This window comes from Arthrobacter sp. P4_F10, assembly GCF_056401435.1.
The window spans coordinates 13,158-34,288 of sequence record NZ_JBFUJJ010000009.1 but is presented as its reverse complement, the minus strand read 5'-3'; the positions used below and the strand labels follow the sequence as shown (position 1 = coordinate 34,288).

The following is a 21,131-nucleotide window of genomic DNA, read 5'->3' as shown; positions in this document are numbered from 1 at the left end:
GTGTGTCATCTGGCTTTCAGGCTCACGGTGGCGGACGTCTTGGCGTTGCCGAACGAATCGTTGGCCACAATCTTGTATTCATGGGTGGTTCCGGACGGCACGGAGTCGACGTGCTGCATCGTGGGACGGTACCAGAACCTGGACGAGACCCAGCGGGTGCTGATGATCTTCCCGTCCCGGTACAGCTTGTAGTTCAGCCTGGAGTTGTCACGGTCCCAGTTGGCCTGCCAGCTGATGCTGATCGTGCCGGATGAGGGCGATGCCAGCACGGGGTTTGTGGACGCGGCCGAGGACCTCGGCCCCTCCTTGTTCGGGGCGATGCTGGTTACGGCAAAGCGTGCAAGCCCCTGCTGCCCGCGCAGGTTGACGTTTAGGAATTCGCCGCCCATCACCACGTACTGATCATTTCCGGCAACGGTCCACGGCCCCTGGTTCTGGCCCGTGGCCGTCCCGGTGTCCATATCCGGGAACCACACGAGCAGCGTCGGCATGGGCTGGCCGGTGAAGCTCGGAAGACGTGAACTGGGCCGGGTCAGGGTCCCCGTCGCCGCCTTGCTGTAGGCGAGCGCCCGGTGCCAGGACCGGGGGTCGGTTTCTGGGAAACCGTCGATCTTCCCGCAGTCATGGGAGTGCCCCGCCTTGTACACCGCGGTGCTGCTGGCAAAGGTGCTGTAAGAGTCGCCCCGGCAGTCATCGATCCACTTGATGGCGAGGTTGGACCAGTTCGCGGCGAAGGATCCCTCGAGGTTCCCGGTGCCGCCGCTGTCAATGAGGATGAACGCCGTCCCGTACCAGCTGGTCCCGTCGCTCGAGAGTGACGTGATGGCCGCGTAGGTGCCGGCGTTGCGCACCACTTCGTTGGCCGGCGTTGGCAGGTTCTTACCGCCGACCGGGTCCACGGCGCCCAGGCCAAAGCCCGGCTCGCTGCTGCCGTTGAGCGTGGTGAAGGCCCCGCCGACAACCACCCTGCTGCGGTCGGGAGCCAGGACCAAGGCATTAACCCGTCCCCCGCCGGCCGCAGGCTTCCACGCCAGCAGGCCGCCGTCGGAAGCGCGGACCGCCGCCAGCCTCGATCTCACGGCGGATCCGACCGCGGTGAACGAGCCGCCTAGGTAGACCGTGGCCGGCGTGGCCACGATCGCGCGGACGGAGCCCGACATAGGCGGGGCCCAGCCGGGAATGAGGGCCCCGGTCGCCGGGTCGAGGGCCGCAACCTTCCGCACGGCGTGGCCGTTGACCTGGGTGAAGTCGCCGCCCACATAGAGCCGTTTGTGGTCCGGGGACGCCGTCACGGCCAGGGCCTGGGCATTGAGGGACGCCGTAAAGCTGGTGATGAGCTTTCCCGTGGTCAGGCTGAACGCCAGGATGTTTTTCCGGGCCGTCGTCTGCGTGCCGGCCGGGGCGCCGGCGGGGCGGGCAGTACTGAACTTACCCACGGCGTACACCGTGTCCGCGATGACGGTCTGCTGCCACACCACCCCGTCCACCTGGACCGTCGGCAGCGAATCCGCCGTCACCGTCACAGGGCTCGAGGGCAGGCTCGGGTCGGCGGGCGCGGAGTCCGCGGTTGCGCCCGGGGCGGCCGTAAAGGCCAGGGCTGTGGCCAGCGCAGCACTGGCACCCGCCCTCCAGACCCGGACCGCAGCCGGCCATCCGCGCCGCCATCGACGGAAACGGGGACCGCTCCGGGGCGGTTCTCCGTGGGCATGAAGCGCGGGCGCGCCCCCAGGCTTCCAGGACATCAGAATCCTCCTTCGCTCAGCATCGCCAATCCTTGAGTTACTTGAGTGACTTGCCCGGTTGCGGCTGCCCGTTCCCGGCCTTTCTGGTCTTACCTTCCATTCGCCCCGTCAGATGGGCCGCACATCGAGGTTGTCGAACCGTGCCAGCACCGGCGCGTTGGTCGCGGAGCTAGACAGGTAAGACAGGAGGCCCACGCCTCCCCCGCCCTGCAGGCCGGCGGTAGAGTCGGTGGCCGTGACGCTCCACGGTCCAGGCTCCGCCGCTCCCGTCCGCCAGGTCTTCGCCCGGAGCGTGGTGGGCGAGGCTCCCGAGACTTCCACCCTCAGCTGCAGCTGCTGGCCGGCCGCGAGCGTGATTCCCGGCGTGAACTGCCCGAGGACGGTCTCCGCACCGCCGGCGAGGCGGGTCAGCTGGAGCGTGGTGGCTCCGTTGGCCRCCACCTTGACCTTGCCGCGGTACTCGGCGGTTCCCACGCGCCGTCCGATCACTCCGAAGTAGGAGCCCCCTCCGTTGCCGATCTTGTCCAGCGATACCGTCACGAGCGAGTTGCTGGCGGCAGTGGAGACCGACGGCAGGAATGCTGACGGGCCCCGGCCTGCGGCCAGGTTCATGGTTCCTTGCCCTCCGCCGACCGAGAAGAACGACGCCGAGCCGTTCAGCGACCACGCTCCGCCGGTGTCCGCCGTTCCCCAGCCGGACGCCAGCGTCCGGCCAAAGGCGTCCTGCGCCAGGACCCCGCCGGAACTGACGGTGACGTCGTGGCTGACCGTACCGGTGGCGCCGCTGTTGTCCGTCACGGTCAGTGTCACGGTGTAGGTACCGCCGGACGCGTAGCTGTGCGACGCCGTGACGCCGGTGCCGGTGCCGCCGTCGCCGAAGGCCCACGAGTAGCCCGCGATGGTGCCGCCGGGATCCGAGGACGCGGCGGCGTCGACGTTCACCGTCAGCCCCGTGGTGCCGGCCGTGAAGGCAGCCGTCGGCGCGGTGCCGGAGGAGCCTGCGATGGTGATGCTGCGACTGTCTCCCGTGACGGTGTTTCCCAGCGGATCCCGGGCGGCGATCCTGTAGCTGTGCGCACCGGCGGCCAGTCCGGCGTCGTTGAACTCCAGGGCCGGGCGTTGCCAGAACGTGGACTGCGCGGAGACGGTATGCACCGGGACGGGGTTTCCGTCGCGCAGGACACTGTAGGCCAGGAACGAATTGTCGCGGTCCCAATTGGCCTGCCACTGCACCCGGACCCGCCCGGCGGCGGGGCTGGACAAGGTGGGCACGAACGCGGCCCCGGTGACGCGCGGGCCCTGCAGGTTGGGCGCCGCATCCCTGCGCGCAAACCGGGCCAGGCCCTGTTGCGGCTGCTGGTTGACGTTGCGGAACTCCCCCACCATCACCACATAGGTGTTGTTGCCGGTCACGGCCCAGGGGCCCTGGCTTTGGCCGCTGGCAGTTCCGTTGTCCATGTCCGGGAACCAGTTCAACAGCGCCGGCGCAGGCTGCCCGGTGAAGGAGGGGTAGCCGAGGGGATCCCGCACGAGGGTCCCCGTGGCGGCCTTGCCGAAGGCGACCGCCCGGTGCCAGACGCGCGGGGTGACCTCGGGGAATCCACCCAGGTTGCCGCAGTAGTGCGGGTGCCCGGCGACATAGACCGCGGTGTCAGTGGCGAAGGCACCGTAGGAATCGCCATGGCAGTCCTCTACCCATTTGATCCGGCCGTCGGACCAGTTGGCCGCGAAGGCGCCCTCCAGGTTGCCGCCCGTGCCGAAAATGTAGCCGGTGCCGTAGAAGCTCGTGCCGTCCGTGGACAGCGACAAAACCGCCGAGTCGGTTCCCGCGTCGCGGACCACGTCGTTGGCCTGCAGGGGCAGGTTGGCGCCGCTGAGCGCGTCCACCATGCCGAGCCCGTAGCCCGGGCGGGACGAGTTGTTCAGCGTGGTGAACGCGCCGCCGACCACCACCCGTGCGCCCTCGGGAGAAAGGGCCAGGGCGTTGACCCGGCCGCTCGCGGCAACCGGCGCCCACGGCAACAGCGCTCCGTCCGCGGCGCTGACGGCCGCGAGCCGGGAGCGGGACGTGGTTCCGACGCCCGTGAAGGTGCCTCCCATCCACACGGTCCCGCCCGATGTCGCGATGGCCCGGACGGAGGCGTTCATCCTCGGCGCAAACGAACCGATCAGCGCTCCGGTCGCGGGGTCCAGCGCGGCGACCCGCAGGCGCTGCACGCCGTTGACGGACGTGAAATCCCCGCCGATGTACAGCCGGGATCCGTCCGGCGATGGCGCGACGGCGAGCGCCTGGGCATTGAGGACGGGCGCGAAGCCGGTAATGAGCCGCCCTGTGGTGATGTCGAAAGCCAGGATGTTGGCCCGGGCGGTCAACTGCGTCCCGGGGGCGGCGCCGAAGGGCCGGGCGTTGCCGAACTTGCCGACCACATAGACGGTGTTGCCGATCACGGCCGTTTGCCACGCCACGCCGTCGTGCTGGGCGGTGGGGAGGCTGTCTGCCGTGACGGTCACCGGGGTCTTGGGGTCGTTTGGGTCAAGGGGAGCGGAATCGGTGACGCCGTCGGGTGCCCACACGAGCGCCGCGGCTATGAACAGGGCCAGCGCAGCGGCCAGGGCACCCGCCACGGCAGCGGCGCGGCGGGTGCCCTGGCTTGTGGAGGAGCGGGCCCGCGCAGTGGTTGCGGGCTCCGCAGTGCTTCCGGTTCCGGCTTCTGTTCGCCACGTCATGGAATGATCCCTTCATCTGGAAGACGGGTACCCCTCCTCAGCCCGGCCCGTCCCGCGGTCAAGTCTTCAACGGCCCGCCCTCAGGTAGGCCGCACATCGAATTCGTCAAACCTCGCCTGCACCGGCGCGTTGCCCGCGGTGCTCCACAGGAAGGACATCAGCCCGACCGACCCGGCGCCCTGGAGCGTAGCCGAGGCGTCGCCGGCTGTGACGAGCCAGGATGCCGGTTCGGTGGCGCCATCGCGCCAGACCTTCGCCTGGAGGGCGGCGGGTGCCGCACCGGTCACGGTCATCCGCAGCCGGAGCTGGTCTCCTGCGGCCACGGTCAGGCCGGGCACCGTGACGGACTGCAGCGTGGTTTCCGTGCCGCCCACGAGCTTGGTCAGGTACAGGCTCGTACTCCCGGTGGAGGAGATCTTGAGCTTGGCCCGGTACTCGTCTGCCCCCGCCTTCCGCCCGATGATGCCGAGGAACATGCCGCCGCCGTTGGCGACCTTGTCCGTCGAGGTCTTGACCCGGACGTCCGCGGCCGGGACCGAGACTCCGGACAGGTAGGCCAGGCGCTGGGCTCCGGCCGTGCCCAGCGTCATGGAGCCAACCCCCGACGCCACGGCGTAGTTGCCCGCCGTGCCGGCGGCTGTCCAGGCCCCTCCGGTATCCGCCGTGCCCCAGCCCGGGGCCGCGGTCCGCCCGAAGGCGTCGGCGGCGATGGCCGAGTTGGGCGGCGGGTCTGTGACCGTGACCGTCGTCGTGGCGGTGCCGGTGGCCCCGTCGTTGTCCAGCACTGTCAGGACGACGACGTAGCTGCCGGCCGCGGCGTAGGTGTGCGATGGGGCGACGCCGGATCCAGTGGAGGCGTCGCCGAAGTCCCAGTCGTAGGAGGCGATCGTGCCGTCCGGATCTAATGTCCCGGCGGCGTCGAAGGCTGCGGTGCGGTTGGTGACCTTGGCCGTGAACTGCGCGGCCGGGGGCTGGTTTGGCTGCACCGAGACCTGCACGGTGTTTGTGCTGGACGCCCCGTCGTTGTCCGTGACCGTCAGGGTGACCGGGTAGGTTCCGCCGCTTGCGTAGCTGTGGGATGTGGTTTTCCCCGTTCCTGTGGCCGAGTCGCCGAAGTCCCAGGCGTAGGAGCCGATGGTGCCGTCGGGGTCCGCGGACGTCGACGCATCCACGCTCACAGTCAGCTGGCTGGTGGTGGACGTGAACGCCGCCGCGGGCGGTTGGTTCCCCGGCGGGGCCGTGGCCGTGATGGTCCGGGTGGTGCTCGTGGAGTTGCCGTCGCCGTCGGTCACGGTGAGTCGGACGGTGTAGGACCCGGCAGCCGCGTAGGCGTGCTGGGTGGTGACGCCCGTGCCGGTGCTTCCGTCGCCGTACGCCCAGGTGTAGGAAGCGATGGGTCCGTTCGGGTCCGAGGAGCCGGAGGCGTCGGCGCTGAGGCTCAGGTAGGTGATCGAGGAGGTGAAGGCTGCCGTGGGCGGCGTGGCCGGGACGGTGAGCGTGCGGCCGGAGGCGCGGTAGTGGTTTTGGACCTGCTGGAGGCCGAGGGCGGCGGGATAGAGCGCGACTTCGTCGATGTCGCCTTTGAGGCTGCCGCTGCTCGGCTGGCTGGGCCAGGTGCCCACCAGGTCCGATCCGATCCGCCAGTACCCGTCAAAGACCCGGCCCGAGGTGACGTCGGTGCGGAAGGCTGCCCGGGCGCCGTCGATGTAGAGGAACATGCCGCCGCCGCTGAGGGTGGCGGTGATCTGGTGCCACTGGCCGTCGTTGAACCCCGTGCCGCTGTTGATGCTCCGGACTGCCCCGTTCCAGAGGCCAAAGTAGATCCGGCCGGCGTCGTCCATGTAGACATTGCGGTCAGTGACCCGTGACGTGCCGCTGGCAACGTTGCCGAATCCGATGATTTTCCCGCCCGTTGTGCTGCTCGTGCGGACCCACGCTTCCGCGGTGAAAACGTCCGGCGCGCGCTGGAACGCGTTGTCCGCGGCGACTCCGTTGACGGTGCCGTCAAAGGTTCCGGCGCCGGCGGTTTCGCCGACGACGGCGCCGTCGCCCCGCAGCCCGGTTCCGGCAGCGGCTGCGAGGTCCTCGGCGCCGGCGGAATCCACCAGGGTGGGTCCGGAGGTGTCATTGAAGCGCCAGAAGTTCCCGGGGCGGTCAGCCTGGACGGCGTCGGCGTAGCCGCTGGCTGGCGTCGAGGCCGCGGCCGTGATCGAGACGGTGTCGGACCGGGACTCGTTACCGAGCGCGTCCGTGGCGAAGATCCGGTATCTGTAAGTCTGGCCCGGCACCAGCCCGGAATCGACGTAGCTCATGCCGGGCCGCTTCCAGAACGTGCTGTCCTGCGTGACGGTGTAGACAGGGGCGGCGGTGATGCCGTCCCGGATCACGCGGTAGGTGAGCCGGACATTGTCCGGGTCATGGTTGGCCTGCCAGCGCACCCGCACCGTCCCGGCTGCGGGCGAGCTCAGGGTTGGGTTGCTGCGGGCCCCGCTGAGGACCGGGCCGCGCGCGTTCGGTGCTTTGTCCCGGACGGTGAACCGGACGAGGCCCTGCTGGCGTACTCCGTTGACGGTGGTGAATTCCCCGCCCAGGACCACGTATTGTGCGTTGCCGGTGACGGCCCAGGCGCCTTGGTTCTGTCCGGTATAGGTGCCGGTGTCGAGGGCCGGGAACCAGTTGAGCAGCGAGGGTGAGGGCTGTCCGGCCCAGTTGGGGTAGCCGAGCGGGTCCCGGATGATGGTGCCTGTGGCGGCCTTGCTGAACGCGATGCCGCGTTGGAAGCTCCAGGGTTCGGTCTGCGGATAGCCGCCGACGTTGCCGCAGTAGTGGGCGTGGCCCACCTTGTAGATGACGTCGCCGGCCGGATAGACGGCGTAGGTGTCGCCGTGGCAGTCTTCCATCCAGGTGATCTGGCCGCCGTTCCAGCCGGCGGCGACCGTCCCTTCGAGGTTGCCGCCCGTGCCAAAGACGTAGCCGGTCGCGTAGACGTTGTCGGCGTCGCCGCTCAGGCTCGTGATGGCGGAGTTGACTCCCGCGTCCCGCACCCGCCCGTTGACGGCCCAGGGCAGGAGCCCGCCGTTGAGGGTGTCCACGGCGGCGAGCCCGTAGCCGGGATTGGCGGAGCCGTTGAGGGTGGTGAAGGCGCCACCGACCACCATGCGGGTGCCGTCAGGGGACAGGGCCAGGGCGTTGACCCGGCCGCCTTCCGCCGAGGGCGCCCAGGCTGTGAGGCCGCCGTTGGTGGCCTGGACGGCCGCCAGCCGGCTGCGCGCGGCTGATCCCACCGCGGTGAACAGACCGCCAAGGTAGACGGTGCCGGCGGTCGGCACGATCGCCCGGACGCTTGCGGCGACCTTGGGCAGGAAGGAGGGAATGAGCGCCCCCGTTCCGGGATCCAGGGCGGCGACCCGCCAGACGTTCGCACCGTTGACAGTGGTGAAATCACCGCCGACGTAGATCCGCGAACCGTCTGGCGATGCGGCGATGCTGAAAGCCTGGGCGTTCAGCACGGGGGCAAAGGGAAGCAGTTCGCCGGTGCTGAGGTTGTAGGCCAGGATATTGCGGCGGACCACGGTGTTGGTCCCGGCCGGTGAGCCCGCCGGCCGGGCGCTGCCGAAGCTCCCCGCCGCGTAGACGGTGTTGCCGACCACCACCTGCTGCCAGACGACGCCGTCGATCTGGGCTGTCGGCAGTGCATCCGCCGTCACCGTGGCCGGGTTGGCGGGATCGGCCGGCCCCGGCGGGACGCTGTCCGCCCCCGCCCGGGCCACTGCCGCCAGCCCCAGCGACAGCGCGAGCGCCGAAGCCGCCACGGCTGCCACGACCTTTTCCAGCAACCGTCGCGGGGCCGGGCCGCGGCCCCGCGCCTTTCCTGGCGCGGGTCCCTGCAGTGACTCCGGCATCGTCATGGCCTCCCCCAATGCCCTAGGCCTACGGGATCTTCACGGAGAGGGTGTCAAAACGCAACACCACCGGGAAGTTGGTGGACGATCCCGAGAGGTAACCGACGAGTCCTGCGCCGCCGGCCACCTGGAGCCCGGCCGTCGAGTCGCTGCCGTTCAGCTGCCACGCTGCCGGTTCGGCTGCCGATGCCCGCCAGACCTTCGCGCTGAGCGCCGTCGGTGCCGTGCCGGTCAGGCTGAGCCGGATGATCACGGGATCGTTCGGTGCCATGGTCAGGCCGGCAATCGCGAGGGGCCCGGCAATGGTCGTCTCGGCGTTGTTGATGACCCGGGTGAGGTACAGGGAGACGGCACCGTTGCTCCCGACCTTGATCTTGGCCCGGTAGTCGTTGTTGTTCGCCCGCCTGCCGAGCAGGGAGGCGAACATCCCGCCGCCGTCGGCGATCTTGTCGGCGGAGACCGTGACGGTTCCATCGAAGGCGGCGGTGGACACCGAGTTCAGGAACGCGCTCCGGCTGGCTCCGGCGGCCCCGAGGCTCACAGCACCGGAGCCGTTGTTCACTCCGAAGTTGGTGTTGCCTCCTGAGAGCGTCCAGGCTCCCCCGGTGTCCGCCGTGCCGAAGCCTCCGGTGACCGTCCGCCCGAAGGCGTCCGCGGCGACGACGGTGTTGGCCGCCGGGGCCGTGACGGTGACCGTGCGGCTGAGCGTGCCCGTGGCGCCGTCGTCGTCGGTCACCGTCAGGGTGACGGCGTAGCTGCCGGCACTGGCGTAGGTGTGCGACGCCGTCGCCCCGGTTCCGGTGCTTGCGTCACCGAAGTCCCAGGCATAGCCGGTGATGGTCCCGTCCGAATCCGCTGATTCCGAGCCGTTGAAGGAAGCGGCAAGGTCGGCGGCGGTCGAGGTGAACGCGGCGGTCGGGGCCACGTTCGCCGGCGGGGCCACCACGGTCACGGGATGCCCGACGCTCGCGGTGTTTCCGGTGTTGTCCGTCACCGTCAGCCTGACCGTGTAGGTGCCGCCTGCCGCATACGTGTGCTGCGCAGTCACGCCGGTGCCGGTGCCGCCGTCGCCGAAGTCCCAGGCGTAGGTGGCGATGGGTCCGTTGGCGTCCGCGGACGTGGTCCCGTCCACCGATGCCGTGAGTCCACTGGCCGCAGAGGTGAAACCGGCCACGGGCGGTGCGGGAGGGGCGTTGACCGTGCGGCCCGAGGCCACGAAGTGCGCCTGCACCCGCGACAGCGGCAGCACGGCCGGGTAGATGGCGACGTCGTCGATCTGGCCGTTCAGGTAGCGGCTGGTCGGACGGTTGGGCCAGCCGCTCAGGTTGTCGCCGCCGATGCGCCAGAAACCGTCGATCGGCCACGCGGACGTGGTGTCGGTCCGCCCGGCCGCGAGGGCGCCGTCGAGGAACAGCTGCATCCCGTTGGGGCCGAGGGTCGCCACGACATGGTGCCACTGGTTGTCGTTGAACGTCTTGGTTGTGCTGACGGTGATCCGGGAGGCGGTCCCGCTGGTGCCGGTTGGACGGACACCGAAGGAGAGCCGGCCGGCGTTGTCCATGTAGACGTTGCGGTCGAAGTCGGCCGAAAGTCCGGTCTGTGAATTGCCGTAGCCGATGATCTCGCCGCCCACGTTGGTGCCGGTCCGGAACCAGGCCTCGGTACTGAAGACCTGGGGGCGCATCGAAAGCGTCGGGCTGCTGGCCACGGAGTCGGTGGTGCCGTTGAAGGCGGCGGCGTTGTCTGCGTCCCCGGTCATCGCACCCGCGGCGCCGAAACTGACACCGGGCCGGACCATCAGATCGTCCTTGCCGGCGAGGTCCACGCCGGTGGCCCCGCCGGTTTCGCCGAGGCGCCAGTAGTTGCCAGGCTTGTCGGCCAGCACCTGCTGGGCGTAGCTCCCCGGTGCCGTGGTGGAGCCGGGGACCGTGATGGTGACGGTCTCGCTGCGGGCCTCGTTGCCGAAGGGGTCCCGGGCGAAGATGCGGTAGCCGTAACTCTGGCCGGCGGTCAGGCCTGAGTCCAGGAACGTCATGCCGGGCCGGTTCCAGAAGGTGGAGGCCTGGTTGACGGTGGAGATGACGGCGCCGTTGCGGCGCACCTCATAGGTGAGGTTCTCGTTGTCCTGGTCCCAGTTGGCCTGCCACCGGACCCGCACGGTGCCGGCGGCCGGGCTGGACAGTGTCGGGTTGAAGTTCACGCCGCTCAGCCGCGGCCCGCGCAGGTTCGGCGCGAGGCCGGTGCGCGGGAACCGGGTCAGTCCCTGCTGGGGCTGGTTGTTGATGGTGGTGAATTCGCCGGCCATCACGATGTAGTCGGCGTTGCCGGTAACCGACCAGGCGCCCTGGTCCTGCCCCGTGAAGGTGCCGGCGTTCAGGATCGGGAACCAGTTCAGGAGCGACGGTGCCGGGTTCCCGGCGAAGTTGGTGTACCCGTGGCTTTCGGCGGTCACCGTGCCGGTGGCCTTCTTGCTGAAGGCGATGCCGCGGTTGAACTGCCAGGGTTCGGCCTGCGGGAAGGCTCCGATGTTGCCGCAGAAGTGGGCGTGCCCGGCCAGGTAGACCGCGTCGCCCAGGGGCTGGATCGAATACGTGTCGCCGTGGCAGTCCTCGAGCCAGGTGGTGGAGCCATCGGACCACTTGACGGAGAACATTCCTTCCAGCGTGCTGCTGCGGCCAAAGGTGTAGCCGGCGCCGTAGACGTTGACGCCGTCGGTGGCGAGGGTGGTGATGGCGCCGGTCGAGCCGCCGTTGCGGGCGATGTTGTTGATCTGGAAGGGCTGGACGGCGCCGAGGGCCGTGTCCACCTTGGCCACGCCGTAGCCGGGGTTGCTGGAGCCGTTGAGGGAGGTGAAGGCCCCGCCCACCACCATGCTGGCGCCGTCCGGGGAGAGCGCGAGTGCGTTGACCCGGCCGCCGGCGGCAACCGGGTTCCAGGGCAGGAGCGCGGCGTTGGAGGCGCTCACGGCGGCGAGATTGCCGCGGGTCACGGAGCCGACGGCGTTGAACAGGCCGCCAAGGTACACCGTGGTGGACGTTGCCACGATCGAGCGGACCGACGCGGACATGCGGGGCAGGAAGCTAGTAATGAGGGCACCGGTAGCGGGGTTCAGGGCGACGGCCCGCCACACTGTGGAGCCGTTGTACGCGGTAAACGCGCCGCCGACGTACAGCCGCGACCCGTCCGGGGACGCTGCCAGTGCCGTCACCTCGCCGTTGAAGCTGGGCGCAAACGTGCTCAGCAGCTCACCGGTGGTGAGGTTGTAGGCCAGGATGTTGTTCCGCGGGACGGTGCCGGTGCCGGCAGCGGCGCCGGCGGGCCGTGCCTCGGTGAAATTGCCGCCGACGAACACCGTGTTGCCGATAATGACCTGGGCCCAGGCGACGCCGTTGATCTGGGCGGTGGGCAGGCCGTCGGCGGAGACGGTCACCGGGGTGGCGGGGCTGGCGGGATCCGCGGGAGCGGTATCCGCCGCGGCGGGCTGGCTGCCGACCAGTCCCAGCGAGAGGGCGACGGCGGCAGCCAGCAGCAGCGCCAGCAACTTTTTCGCGCCTGCCCGTGCACCCGTCAGGACGGTCGTGTAGGCGGTCTTGGCGGGTGCCGGTGCCGTCGTCGGTGCCGAGCCGGCGGGCGGCCCGGCCCCTCTCCTCCGAGCGCTCCCCAGCGTTGCGTTCCTGAGCATTTTCTTGTCCCCTTAGTTCGGTTGATGACTGACCGTGCTGGCACCCAGCGCGGCCACATCCTCGGCCGAAAAGAGGCCTCGAATGCAGTGATCGTTTTGGTTCTCTCCCACGTTTGTGCTCATGAGGCTCTGGCCTTGGCTGCCAGGAATGATCGGGAAGTGCCGGGGCACTGGCCCGATCTGGCGCACCGGGATTCCGGCGCGCAGGGCCACCCACTTCAGCCAGATGTCATCCGCGCGCGGGCACGAGGTCAGGAAGCCGTCCCCGCGCAGCCGCAGCGCCTCCAGCATCGCCGGCGGGTAGATGACGCCGGACACGCCGGTGGCGAAGTTTCCCGCCCGCACGGCCGTGTCACGGGCCCACGGCCAGGTCGAGTAGCCGGATACCTGGCCCCCCTCGATCCCCATGATGCTGACCCGGTACGCGCCCACGGTGCCGGGGTGGCGCTCGCCGGCATCCACCAGCAGCGCCAGCCACTTCGCCGGGTAGACGATGTCGTCGTCGGCCGTCACGAGCGGCACGGTGTGCCGTGGCACGGATGAAACGTAGGGGTAGTACTTGGTGTGGGGTCCGTAATTGGACGCTCCGCCATTGGATGCCGCCCGGATTTCCAGGCCGCGGCGTTCAAGGCGCCGCAGTGACGCCGGGCACGCCGCGATGTCTTCAGGCGACTGCAGCCACAGCACAAGGCGCTGCGGCCGCACCGTGCCGCGGGCAATCGATTCCACCCCGAGCGACACCGTGCGGATCCGGTCACCGTAACTCGTCAGGGAGACGACCACCGGCGCGGATCCGGTGACGGGCCCGCGTGCCACCAGGTTGCGGACCTGCAGGTAAGCCACGGCGCTGGCGGCCCGCAGCCCTTTGCCCAACTTGCGTGCCCGCCGGACCATCCGGCGGGGAGCAGAGACCGGCGGGCCGCCCGGTGCCGGTGTCATGGCTTGTTTCCGGCCGGGGCACGGCCGGCGAACGTCGCAATGGGCGTCTCGGCTTCCAGGTTGAAGTGGATCGTCACGGTATCCCGCGCGTCGAGCGGCACGGCGAAGATGAACACTGCGACGCCGGTGGCCCCGGGTGCGACGCTGGCCGGGAAGGGCGCGGGGTCCGGTCCGCTGAGCTGGCTCGCCGGGGCATCGTCCTTGCCGTAGCTGACATCTACGAGCGCCCGGTCAAGCGCGAGCGGCGCCGCGGTGCTGTTGACCACGCTGATTTTGAACCGCACGGCGGGTCCGGCCACTTCGCCGATGCCGGTTGCCACGCCCTGGACGGCCGTCATGTCTGTGATGGTCGCCGACACGCCACCTTTGACGGTTTTCTTGGCTGTCAGCTCCACCGGGGCGGCCGTGGGCTGCGCGATCGCCGCGAGCTCCTGGTCCGTTTTGCCCTTCCGGTCCACGGGGGCCGGGTTGACCTCGGGCGGGCCGGACGGTTTCGTCGCCGTCGGCCGTGCGCCGGGGACGGCCGCCGGGTCCAGCGTTCCGGGGGCGGCGGCGGTGCTGGCGCTGCCCTGCCGGGCGGTATCGGGGCTGGCGGCCCCCTGCTGGGTGTTGGCGGGGTGGGCGGGGGCGCCGGCCGTGCTGTCCGGCCGGGCCTCCGGCGCCGCAGCGTTCCCGGCGGAATAGTTAAGCCCTGACGCCCACGCGACGCCGCCAATAGCCAGGAGCGCGGAGACTCCGAGCGACGTCGCCACCAGGCGCGTGCGGCGGCTGGTCATCCGGGGCTTGTCCGCGGGGGTGTTGGCCTGCTTGTTCATGGCCGGTCTCCCTTCGTGACGGGCTGCTCTGCCGGACGGGATATCGGCTGGACGGCGGAGAGTTCACGGAACCACTTCACTGACGCGAGCACGAGGAACCCGGCTGTGGCGGCGAAGATCAGCGTGTAGACGGTAAGGAAGACGGGCAGCACGCCGTAGCTGATGAAGGACAGACAGAGGACGCCGTAGTCCATCGGGATCACCAGCAGCGAACGGATCCAGGACCGCCCGCCGGGGTCCGCCACGGACACCCGTCCGCTTTGGCGCCGGAGTTGTTCGGTGAGGATCATGCCGAAGAACAGGACGGCGGACACGATTGCCGCACCCAGGGGAACCACGAGCCACCACCGGTCCACGGCGCCAAAGCGATAGAGTCCGACGGCGAGCGCGAGCGGCATTGTGGAGGTCTTCACGGCGTCGACCATGTGGTCCAGCCATTCCCCCGCGGGCGACCCGCCGCCCCGCATCCTGGCCACCTGGCCGTCGGCCGAATCACAGGCGTAGCCGACCACGAGGCACAGCGCCACACCGATGCCCAGCGCGCCGGAGGGCGGGAAGATCATCAGCAGGGCGATCCCGGCGAAGGTGAAGGCCGCGCTGATGACTGTCACCGCGTTCGGGCCCAGCCCTGCCTGCATCGCGGCCGCAGCCAGGAGCCGTCCCAGCCGGCGGTTGATGTAGCGCGAATACGCCGGTGCGCTGCGCGCGGCGGTTTTCTGCCCCACCGACAGGGCCCTCACGGTGTCCCAATAGCCGGCGGCGGCACTCTCCACGTGCGAATCGATGGCAGTCACTGGCCCGCTCCTAAGATTTGCTGGGCCGAGGCCGGGGCTGAAGGCCGCCGGTAGGCGCCGCGGGCCGAATGCGCCCGCAGGCGGGCGAGGTCATGGCAGAGCTCCTCATAGCCGTCGGTGACCAGGTCCCAGTTGTAGCGGTGCGCGATCAGCCGCGCTTGTTCTCCCCGCGCGGTCACATCGGAGCCGGGGCGCTCGGCGTCCGCGACCAGCCCGGCTACATCCTCTGGATCCGAAAAGTATCGGCCGGAGCTTTCCAGGACCTCACGATTGAAGCCGACGTCGAACGCGTTGGTGGCCGTTCCCGAGCCGATGGCCCGCAGAAGCGAGGGGTTCGTTCCGCCGACCGAGTGGCCATGCCAGTACACGAGTGCGTTGGCGTACAGCTGGTCCAGCAGTTCCTGGTCCCAGATCCCGCCGACGAAGCGGACCCTGGCGTCGGCCAGGGCGTGGACGGCGCTCGTGTAGCGGTTCGAATACGGCGCTGAACCCACGACGAGGAGCGGCAGCTGCGACCCGCTGCGGACGAACCCGTCCACAATCATGTGGACGTGGTTCTCCGGCTCGAAGCGGGCCACCACCAGGTGGTATGCCTGCGGTTTGAGGTCCAGTTGCCCGAGCTTGTCCGCGTTGCCCTCGGCCAGCAGCGGTGCGCCGTACGCGAGGTAAACGGTGTCGGCGTCGAATTTCTGCCGGTAGTAGGTCTGGATCCCGACGGCGTCGGCGATCAGCGCATCCGAGAGCTTAACGGCGAGCCGTTCCACGGCGAGGTAGTACTTCCGGCCGCCTTGGCCCCACTTGGCGCGTTTCCATTCCAGCCCGTCGACGTGGGTGGCCACCGGGATGCCCGCCGTCCGGAAAACCGGCAGGTAGGGTGCGTTGGCGGCGTTGAAGAGGATTGCCGCATCCGGCCGGTGCCGGAGCAGATGGGCGACCGACAGTCCGGTGTGGCTCAATGTCTCCAGGGACCGTTTGCGCATCGCCGGGAGGTGCACCAGTTCCATGCCCAGGTGCTCGGAGGGCTTGTCCGTGCCGTCCCCCGTGTCGCGGCAGTAGACGGTGATGCGGTGGCCGCGCTGCACCAGGCGCTGGCCGATTTCCTCGATGGCGGTTTCGAAGCCGCCGTAGCGGGCCGGGACACCACGCGTCCCCACCATGGCGACGTGCAGGCCGCTCACCGCCTCGCTCCTTGCCTGAGCTGCGACGGCGAGGCGGACTGGTTGATCAGTTCCAGGGCCGTGCGCAGGGCCGAACTGGAGGTGTGCACGGTGTACGGGAAGTAGATGACCTCGACGCCGACGGCGCCAAAGGCCGCCTGCAGCCGGTCGCCTTTCGCTGTGCCCCTCCAGTCGTCGCCCTTGAAGAAGACGTTGAAACGCAGTTCCTCCCAGACCTGGAGCTTGTCCGGGACAACTTCGGCGAAGACCTTGTCCACGTAGCCGATGCTGGCGACGATTTCCATCCTCTCGGCGAGGGGGACCAGAGGCAGCCTGCCCTTGACCTGCCCCAGGATTTCGTCGGCCACGACCCCGGCAATCAGGTAGTCGCATTGGCTCTTGGCGTGCTTGAGGATGTTCAGGTGCCCGATGTGGAACAGGTCAAAAGCCCCCGGGGCATATCCAATTTTGAGACCCATTGTGTTCTGCTGCCTTCCCGTTTGACGCCGGCCCAGTACCGGTGTGTAGTGCGAATAATGCGAATAGTGCGTTTAGTAGGCCCCCACCGGATGAAGAATGACTCTGAGCGTTCGCCAGAGGATCATGATGTCGCCGGTCAGTGACCAGTTCTCCACGTAGTAGAGGTCCCAGCGGATGCTCTCGTCCCAGCCCAGAGTGGACCGTCCGTTGATTTGCCACAGACCCGTAATGCCTGGCTTGATCAGGAGCCGCCGGCTCACATCCCCCTCGTAGCCCGCGACTTCACCGGGCAGCGGCGGCCGTGGCCCCACCAGGCTCATGTCGCCCTTGAGGACGTTCCAGAACTGCGGCAGCTCGTCGAGCGAATACTTCCTGAGCCAGTGACCGCAGGTAGTGATCCGGGGATCGTTCTTGAGCTTGAAAAGCAGCCCCGCCGCCTCGTTGCGGTCCTGCAGCGCTGCCAGGTCCTGTTCCGCGGTGGTGACCATGGAGCGGAATTTGATCATCTTGAACCGCTCGCCATTGCGTCCCACCCGTTCCTGGCGGAAGAACACCGGCCCTTTGCTGTCGCGGACGATGATCCAGGCCAGGGCGCAAAGCACGGGTGAGAGGATCAGCAGGGCCGCCGCTGATGCCACGATGTCCACGAGCCGTTTGAGCGTGTGCTTGCCGCCGGTGAACCGCGGCAGTTCCACGTGCATGAGGGGCAGGCCTTCGACGGGCCGCCAGTGGATCCTGGGACCTGCGACGTCGGTCAGGCTCGAGGCCAGGACGAGGCCTGCCCGGGTGCCTTCCAGGGCCCACCCCAGCTGCCGGATGGACCGGGTGCCGCCCTGGAGCGGTCCGGCCACCACCACGGCGTTGGCCCCTGTTTCTATGACCTTTCCTGCAACCGAGTCGACGTCGCACAGTACAGGAACCCGTTCGGCGGAAATTTTCAGGTGGTTCTCGGTGTAGCCGGCCGGCAAGGCGGCCCCCACGACTTCGTAGGCGGCCCCGGAAACTTTTCCGAACTGCCGGATCACGTATTCGACGTCCGCGGGTTCCCCCACGACGATCACTTTGGAAAGGTAGTGGCCAAAGAGCCTCTGCCGGTTCAGCCAGGCCCGCCATTGCCAGCGGTTGACTAACAGCAGCAGGGCACCGGCCGGAAGTGCGAGGGCGAAGTGGCTGCGGACCACATCGATTCCCAGGAGGATGACCATGATCGCGATGCCGCCGAACACGCTCAGGGTCGCGTCAAGGACCCGTTTGTATTCCTCGGAGCCGATTCCCAAGACTGTCTCTTCGCGGGTGCGGTGCACTTCAAGCGCCAGGACCCAGACCAGGAGGATGGCAAGGCTCGCGACCAAGTACGAGCCGCTGTCCACGCCGCGGGACAGAATGGGCTCGCCTAAGTCGAGGCGGAAAGCGTAGGCGGCCGCGACGGCGATCGCCACAATGGCGGTGTCCGTGAGCCGGAGCCAGCGACGATAGCGTTTGGCCCAGGACTTCCCTGAGTCGACACCAGCGGCGGCTGGGTCGTCGTGGCCCACGGCCGGGGCGGCGGTCCAAGGCTGGCCAAGCGAACCGGCGCTCGTGGCCAGCACTGGCGCTGGCCGGCCGGTCAAACGGCTCCCCGGCGACCGGTACCCCCTGCGGCGCTCATCGACGGCGCTCATTTCGGGTCCGCGCTTTTCGTCGGCGCGGGCCCGCGAACAGACCGGTTAAGGGAGCCGGCGGCGGCTGGGGGGAGAGCCTCGGTCTCAGAAGGCTCTGACGCCGCCGGCTCCGACCTTGGCGCACGGTTGCCGGTTGCGGCACCGTACGATTCCAATGAAGGAGTTCGGTGAAGGGAGGTTAGGACACGACCACCTCTAATGGTGGCAGTGGCTGCCTCAGCAAGCAAGATGGTTTGAGGGACCAAACTTCCCTGCAGGTCATACCCGCGGTCAATTACCGCCCTGAAGTTCCTCATTTTGAGACCTTTGTGAGTTGTTCGTGGGACTGACTTAAGTCAAGCCCCGGGACCGGATCTGCACACGAGTAGCGTTTACCCGACTTCTGTCGGCGCGCTTGCGACAGCACTACTTGGGGATACTCCCGCCGGTCCCCCGGGCCACCCGGGCTGTACGCAGCCGCCGCCGCTGCCGGTCAGTAGTTCCGGAGCGCAGGGTTCAGGTTGGGGGTTCGAGGTTCAGGTGTCAGGTTCGGGATTCGAGTTCACGGTTCGGGGTTCAGGGAGCTGTAGCCCAGCAGGTCCGCGCGCCGGCCGACACCGAGTTTGGCGAAGATCCGTGACAGGTGCCCCTCCACGGTCCGCTGCGATACGCAGAGCGCCGAGGCGATCTCGGCGTTCGTGGCGCCGCGGGAGACAAGATCCAAGACCTCGGCTTCGCGGCCGGTCAGCGCTGCGTCGTGATCGCTGTGGACGATCTCCAGCTGCGCCGACATGCCGGCCTCAACGAGCCGGTGATGGACCCTGCGCTGGACCGCGGTGAGCCTCCACCGGTCCGGGTCATCTGCCAGGATCCGTTCGGCCTGCTGGGCGGCTTCAAGGGCCAGGAGCCCGTGCCCGCCGCCGAGCGCGTCGTCGCTGATGCCAATGAGGTCGGCAGCGTCCGACGCCGATACCGCCAGCGCGTAGGATTCCAGCAGGCGCGCCTCCGGGCCGTCCACTGCCCGGCTGCTCAGGGCCAGGGCCTCGGCCTCGGCCTCGGAGACGTCGCCACCGCGGATCGCGAGCCGCCTGATGTCGGTTTCAACGCCCCGCAGGCCCTCGTGCAGTGCCTCGTCCGCCAGCAGTGCCAGGGCCGATGCGCCGCCCTGGTCCGGGGCGCCCTCGGGCTCTGCCGCCCGACAATACGCCTCCGCCAGCAGGCGAAGGGTTTTGGGCTCCCGGTAGACCGAAAGCCGGAAAGCCAGGCAATGCTGGCTGGCCTCGTAATGCCGTCCGACGGCGGCAGCCGCGTAGGCTGCCACGGCGTGTGCAAACGGCAGCAGGTTCAAGGGGTCGGCGATGGCAAGTTCCTCCACGCCCAGCCGCACTTCGGTCAGGCATTCGCGCATCCTGCCCTGGCGCAGCCTCGAGTATCCCCGCATGAGGTGGAGCATGCCGCCGCTGTACAGCAGCCGTCCCGGCTCGCGGGCCGCGTAGTCGTCGAGGACCCGGCCGAGCCCGTCCCAGTCACCGGCCCGGATCAGGTTCAGGCAGTGGCGCACCACAAGGTCCTCGAACACCAGCGGAAGCCCCAGGCTCCCGCTGCGGGCGCCGTTCCATGCTTCCCCGTCCAGGCGCAGGCCGGTCCGCAGCTGGCCCTGCGCGGTCAGTAGTTCGGCGAGGAGAGAAATTGCCGGGACGCGGATTTCGGGAGGGGTTCCGGTGGTCTCGACCAAGTCGCGCAGCCCGGTTCCGACGGCCGTGAACCTGCCGTCCCACGTGCGGCCCAGGAGCTCTGCGGCCAGTCCAGCAGCGGCGGCGCCGCCCTCCAGCTGCTCCTCCGGGGCACGTCCGGGACCGTGCGTGGAAGTCACGGCATCCCGGGCCAGCGTCGCGGCCCCGAGCCGGGCGGCGAGCAGGGCAGCCAGATAGGACGGCCGTCCGGGCCGCACCGGCCGCGCCGACTCCAGGCACACCACAGCGGCCTGCGGGCGCCCGGCAATGAAGTGGGAATAGGCGAGCTGGATGCGGGCCTCGGAGAGGAAACGGGGGTCCCTTATGGCGCCGGCGGCGCGTGCAGCTGTCGCGGGATCCAGGGCCGTGTTCGCGCCGACAGCGGCGCGGAGCAGCTGGACAGGAGGGATCTCCACGCCGCAGTCCAGGGACCAGCGCAGCCGGTTCAGATCCGCTCCCGGCACTGAGGCACGTTCTGAGGGAAGCGACAGCACGCTCGAGCGCAGGGCGGAACTGCGGCCGGCCGGGACCCGGTGGCGGATGATCTCGCCAACTATCGGGCTGGCGGGCCGGACGAGCCGGTCGTGCCCGGCGGAGACGGCGATTATTCCGGCCGTGTCGAGCRCATCAACGGCTTTGGGCCCGCTGATCCGCAGGATCTGGGCCAGGGAGAGTGGTCCTGCCAGGGCCACGATTGTGGCTGCGGTCTTTTCTTCCGGCGTCATGGAGCGCAGCTGCCGGTCAACGACGTCGGCGGCCGGAACCCGGGCCATGTCGGGGTTCGCCAGGAGGAACCATACTCCGTGCCGGCAGCCCAGTGCGCCTGTGGTGCGGGCATGCTGGATCAGGGACATCAGCATGAGCGGGTTCCCGTCGGCGGCGTCATGAAACACCGCGCTGACCCACGGCGAGACGTCGGCCCGCAGGACCTGTTCGCACAGCTGGTGGGTTCCAGTCCGGCTGAGCGGGGCAAGATCGAACTTGGCAATAATTCCGTCGTCCCACAGGGAGAGGAACTCTTCCGGGATCATCGGCCCGGGCAGGCAGGTCGCCAGGATGCCCGCTGCGCCGGTGGCTGCGGCCTGCGCGAGTTGCCGGACGGTCCCGTGGTCGAGGCAATGCGCGTCGTCGACGACGAACAGAGGGCGGTCCGCCTCAGCTCTGAGGCTGCCGGCCATTGCCTCCACGACGGCGGCATAGGAGTCGAGTTCCCGGTCGGGAAGCCCGGACAGATACGGTGCCAGTGCGCCAAAGGGAACGGCGGCCAGGGCCGGGGTGGCCGTCAGCCGGATCACGTGTCTGCGGGGCCCGAGTTCGCGGAGGGCGGCCTTGACGACGGCGGTCTTGCCCGTCCCTGCCCCGCCGACGACGATCGCACCTGAGCGGGTGTCGTCGCGCAGGCAACGCACCAGATCCTTGAGCAGTGTTGACCGCTCGATCAGCGGGGCGGTCTCAGCCAGGCTTTCCATTGCCGGTTCTTCCTGCCGCCTGTTGCCTTTCCCGGAATGCCGACGGGGAAG

At 69.1% G+C, this 21,131-nt stretch carries 11 protein-coding genes; all 11 read right to left on the bottom strand.

The features are described 5' to 3' along the window. Positions 1-5: 5 nt before the first annotated feature. The 11 genes from AC1DR1_RS11675 to AC1DR1_RS11625 all read right to left on the bottom strand — a co-directional run bounded on the left by AC1DR1_RS11675 (position 6) and on the right by AC1DR1_RS11625 (position 21,080). Positions 6-1,742, bottom strand: coding sequence for a hypothetical protein (locus tag AC1DR1_RS11675; protein ID WP_229993199.1), 1,737 nt, complete (start codon positions 1,740-1,742; stop codon positions 6-8). Between the two features lie 108 nt (positions 1,743-1,850). Next, complete coding sequence (locus tag AC1DR1_RS11670) at positions 1,851-4,469, bottom strand: PKD domain-containing protein (protein ID WP_476992623.1); 2,619 nt, start codon at positions 4,467-4,469, stop codon at positions 1,851-1,853. An 80-nt stretch (positions 4,470-4,549) separates the two neighbouring features. Further along, the gene (locus AC1DR1_RS11665; RefSeq protein ID WP_476992622.1) at positions 4,550-8,377 is read right to left on the bottom strand and encodes a PKD domain-containing protein; all 3,828 of its coding nucleotides are present in this window, start codon (positions 8,375-8,377) and stop codon (positions 4,550-4,552) included. A gap of 22 nt (positions 8,378-8,399) precedes the next feature. Continuing rightward, on the bottom strand, positions 8,400-12,053 hold the full coding sequence (locus tag AC1DR1_RS11660) for a PKD domain-containing protein (protein ID WP_364747263.1): 3,654 nt from the start codon (positions 12,051-12,053) through the stop codon (positions 8,400-8,402). 12 nt (positions 12,054-12,065) lie between these two features. Further along, positions 12,066-12,992 (bottom strand): hypothetical protein, encoded by a 927-nt coding sequence (locus AC1DR1_RS11655; protein ID WP_229996221.1) that lies wholly within the window; start codon positions 12,990-12,992, stop codon positions 12,066-12,068. Then, positions 12,989-13,807 (bottom strand): hypothetical protein, encoded by an 819-nt coding sequence (locus AC1DR1_RS11650; protein WP_364747261.1) that lies wholly within the window; start codon positions 13,805-13,807, stop codon positions 12,989-12,991. Before AC1DR1_RS11650 ends, AC1DR1_RS11655 begins: the two co-directional genes overlap by 4 nt. Next, a complete protein-coding gene (locus tag AC1DR1_RS11645; RefSeq protein WP_229995033.1) occupies positions 13,804-14,601 on the bottom strand; it encodes a CDP-alcohol phosphatidyltransferase family protein in 798 nt (265 codons plus the stop codon). Before AC1DR1_RS11645 ends, AC1DR1_RS11650 begins: the two co-directional genes overlap by 4 nt. After that, positions 14,598-15,770 carry a DUF1972 domain-containing protein gene (locus AC1DR1_RS11640; RefSeq protein WP_364747516.1) on the bottom strand — a complete coding sequence of 391 codons (1,173 nt, stop codon included), beginning with the start codon at positions 15,768-15,770 and terminating at the stop codon, positions 14,598-14,600. The genes AC1DR1_RS11645 and AC1DR1_RS11640 overlap by 4 nt, the downstream gene beginning before the upstream one ends. Positions 15,771-15,775: 5 nt before the next feature. Next, the gene (locus AC1DR1_RS11635) at positions 15,776-16,237 is read right to left on the bottom strand and encodes an FAD synthase family protein (RefSeq protein WP_229995032.1); all 462 of its coding nucleotides are present in this window, start codon (positions 16,235-16,237) and stop codon (positions 15,776-15,778) included. Between the two features lie 72 nt (positions 16,238-16,309). Next, entirely contained in the window at positions 16,310-17,899 is a 1,590-nt protein-coding gene (locus tag AC1DR1_RS11630; protein WP_229995031.1) for a sugar transferase, read from the bottom strand. Between the two features lie 541 nt (positions 17,900-18,440). Then, entirely contained in the window at positions 18,441-21,080 is a 2,640-nt protein-coding gene (locus AC1DR1_RS11625; protein ID WP_476992621.1) for a helix-turn-helix transcriptional regulator, read from the bottom strand. Positions 21,081-21,131: the final 51 nt, after the last annotated feature.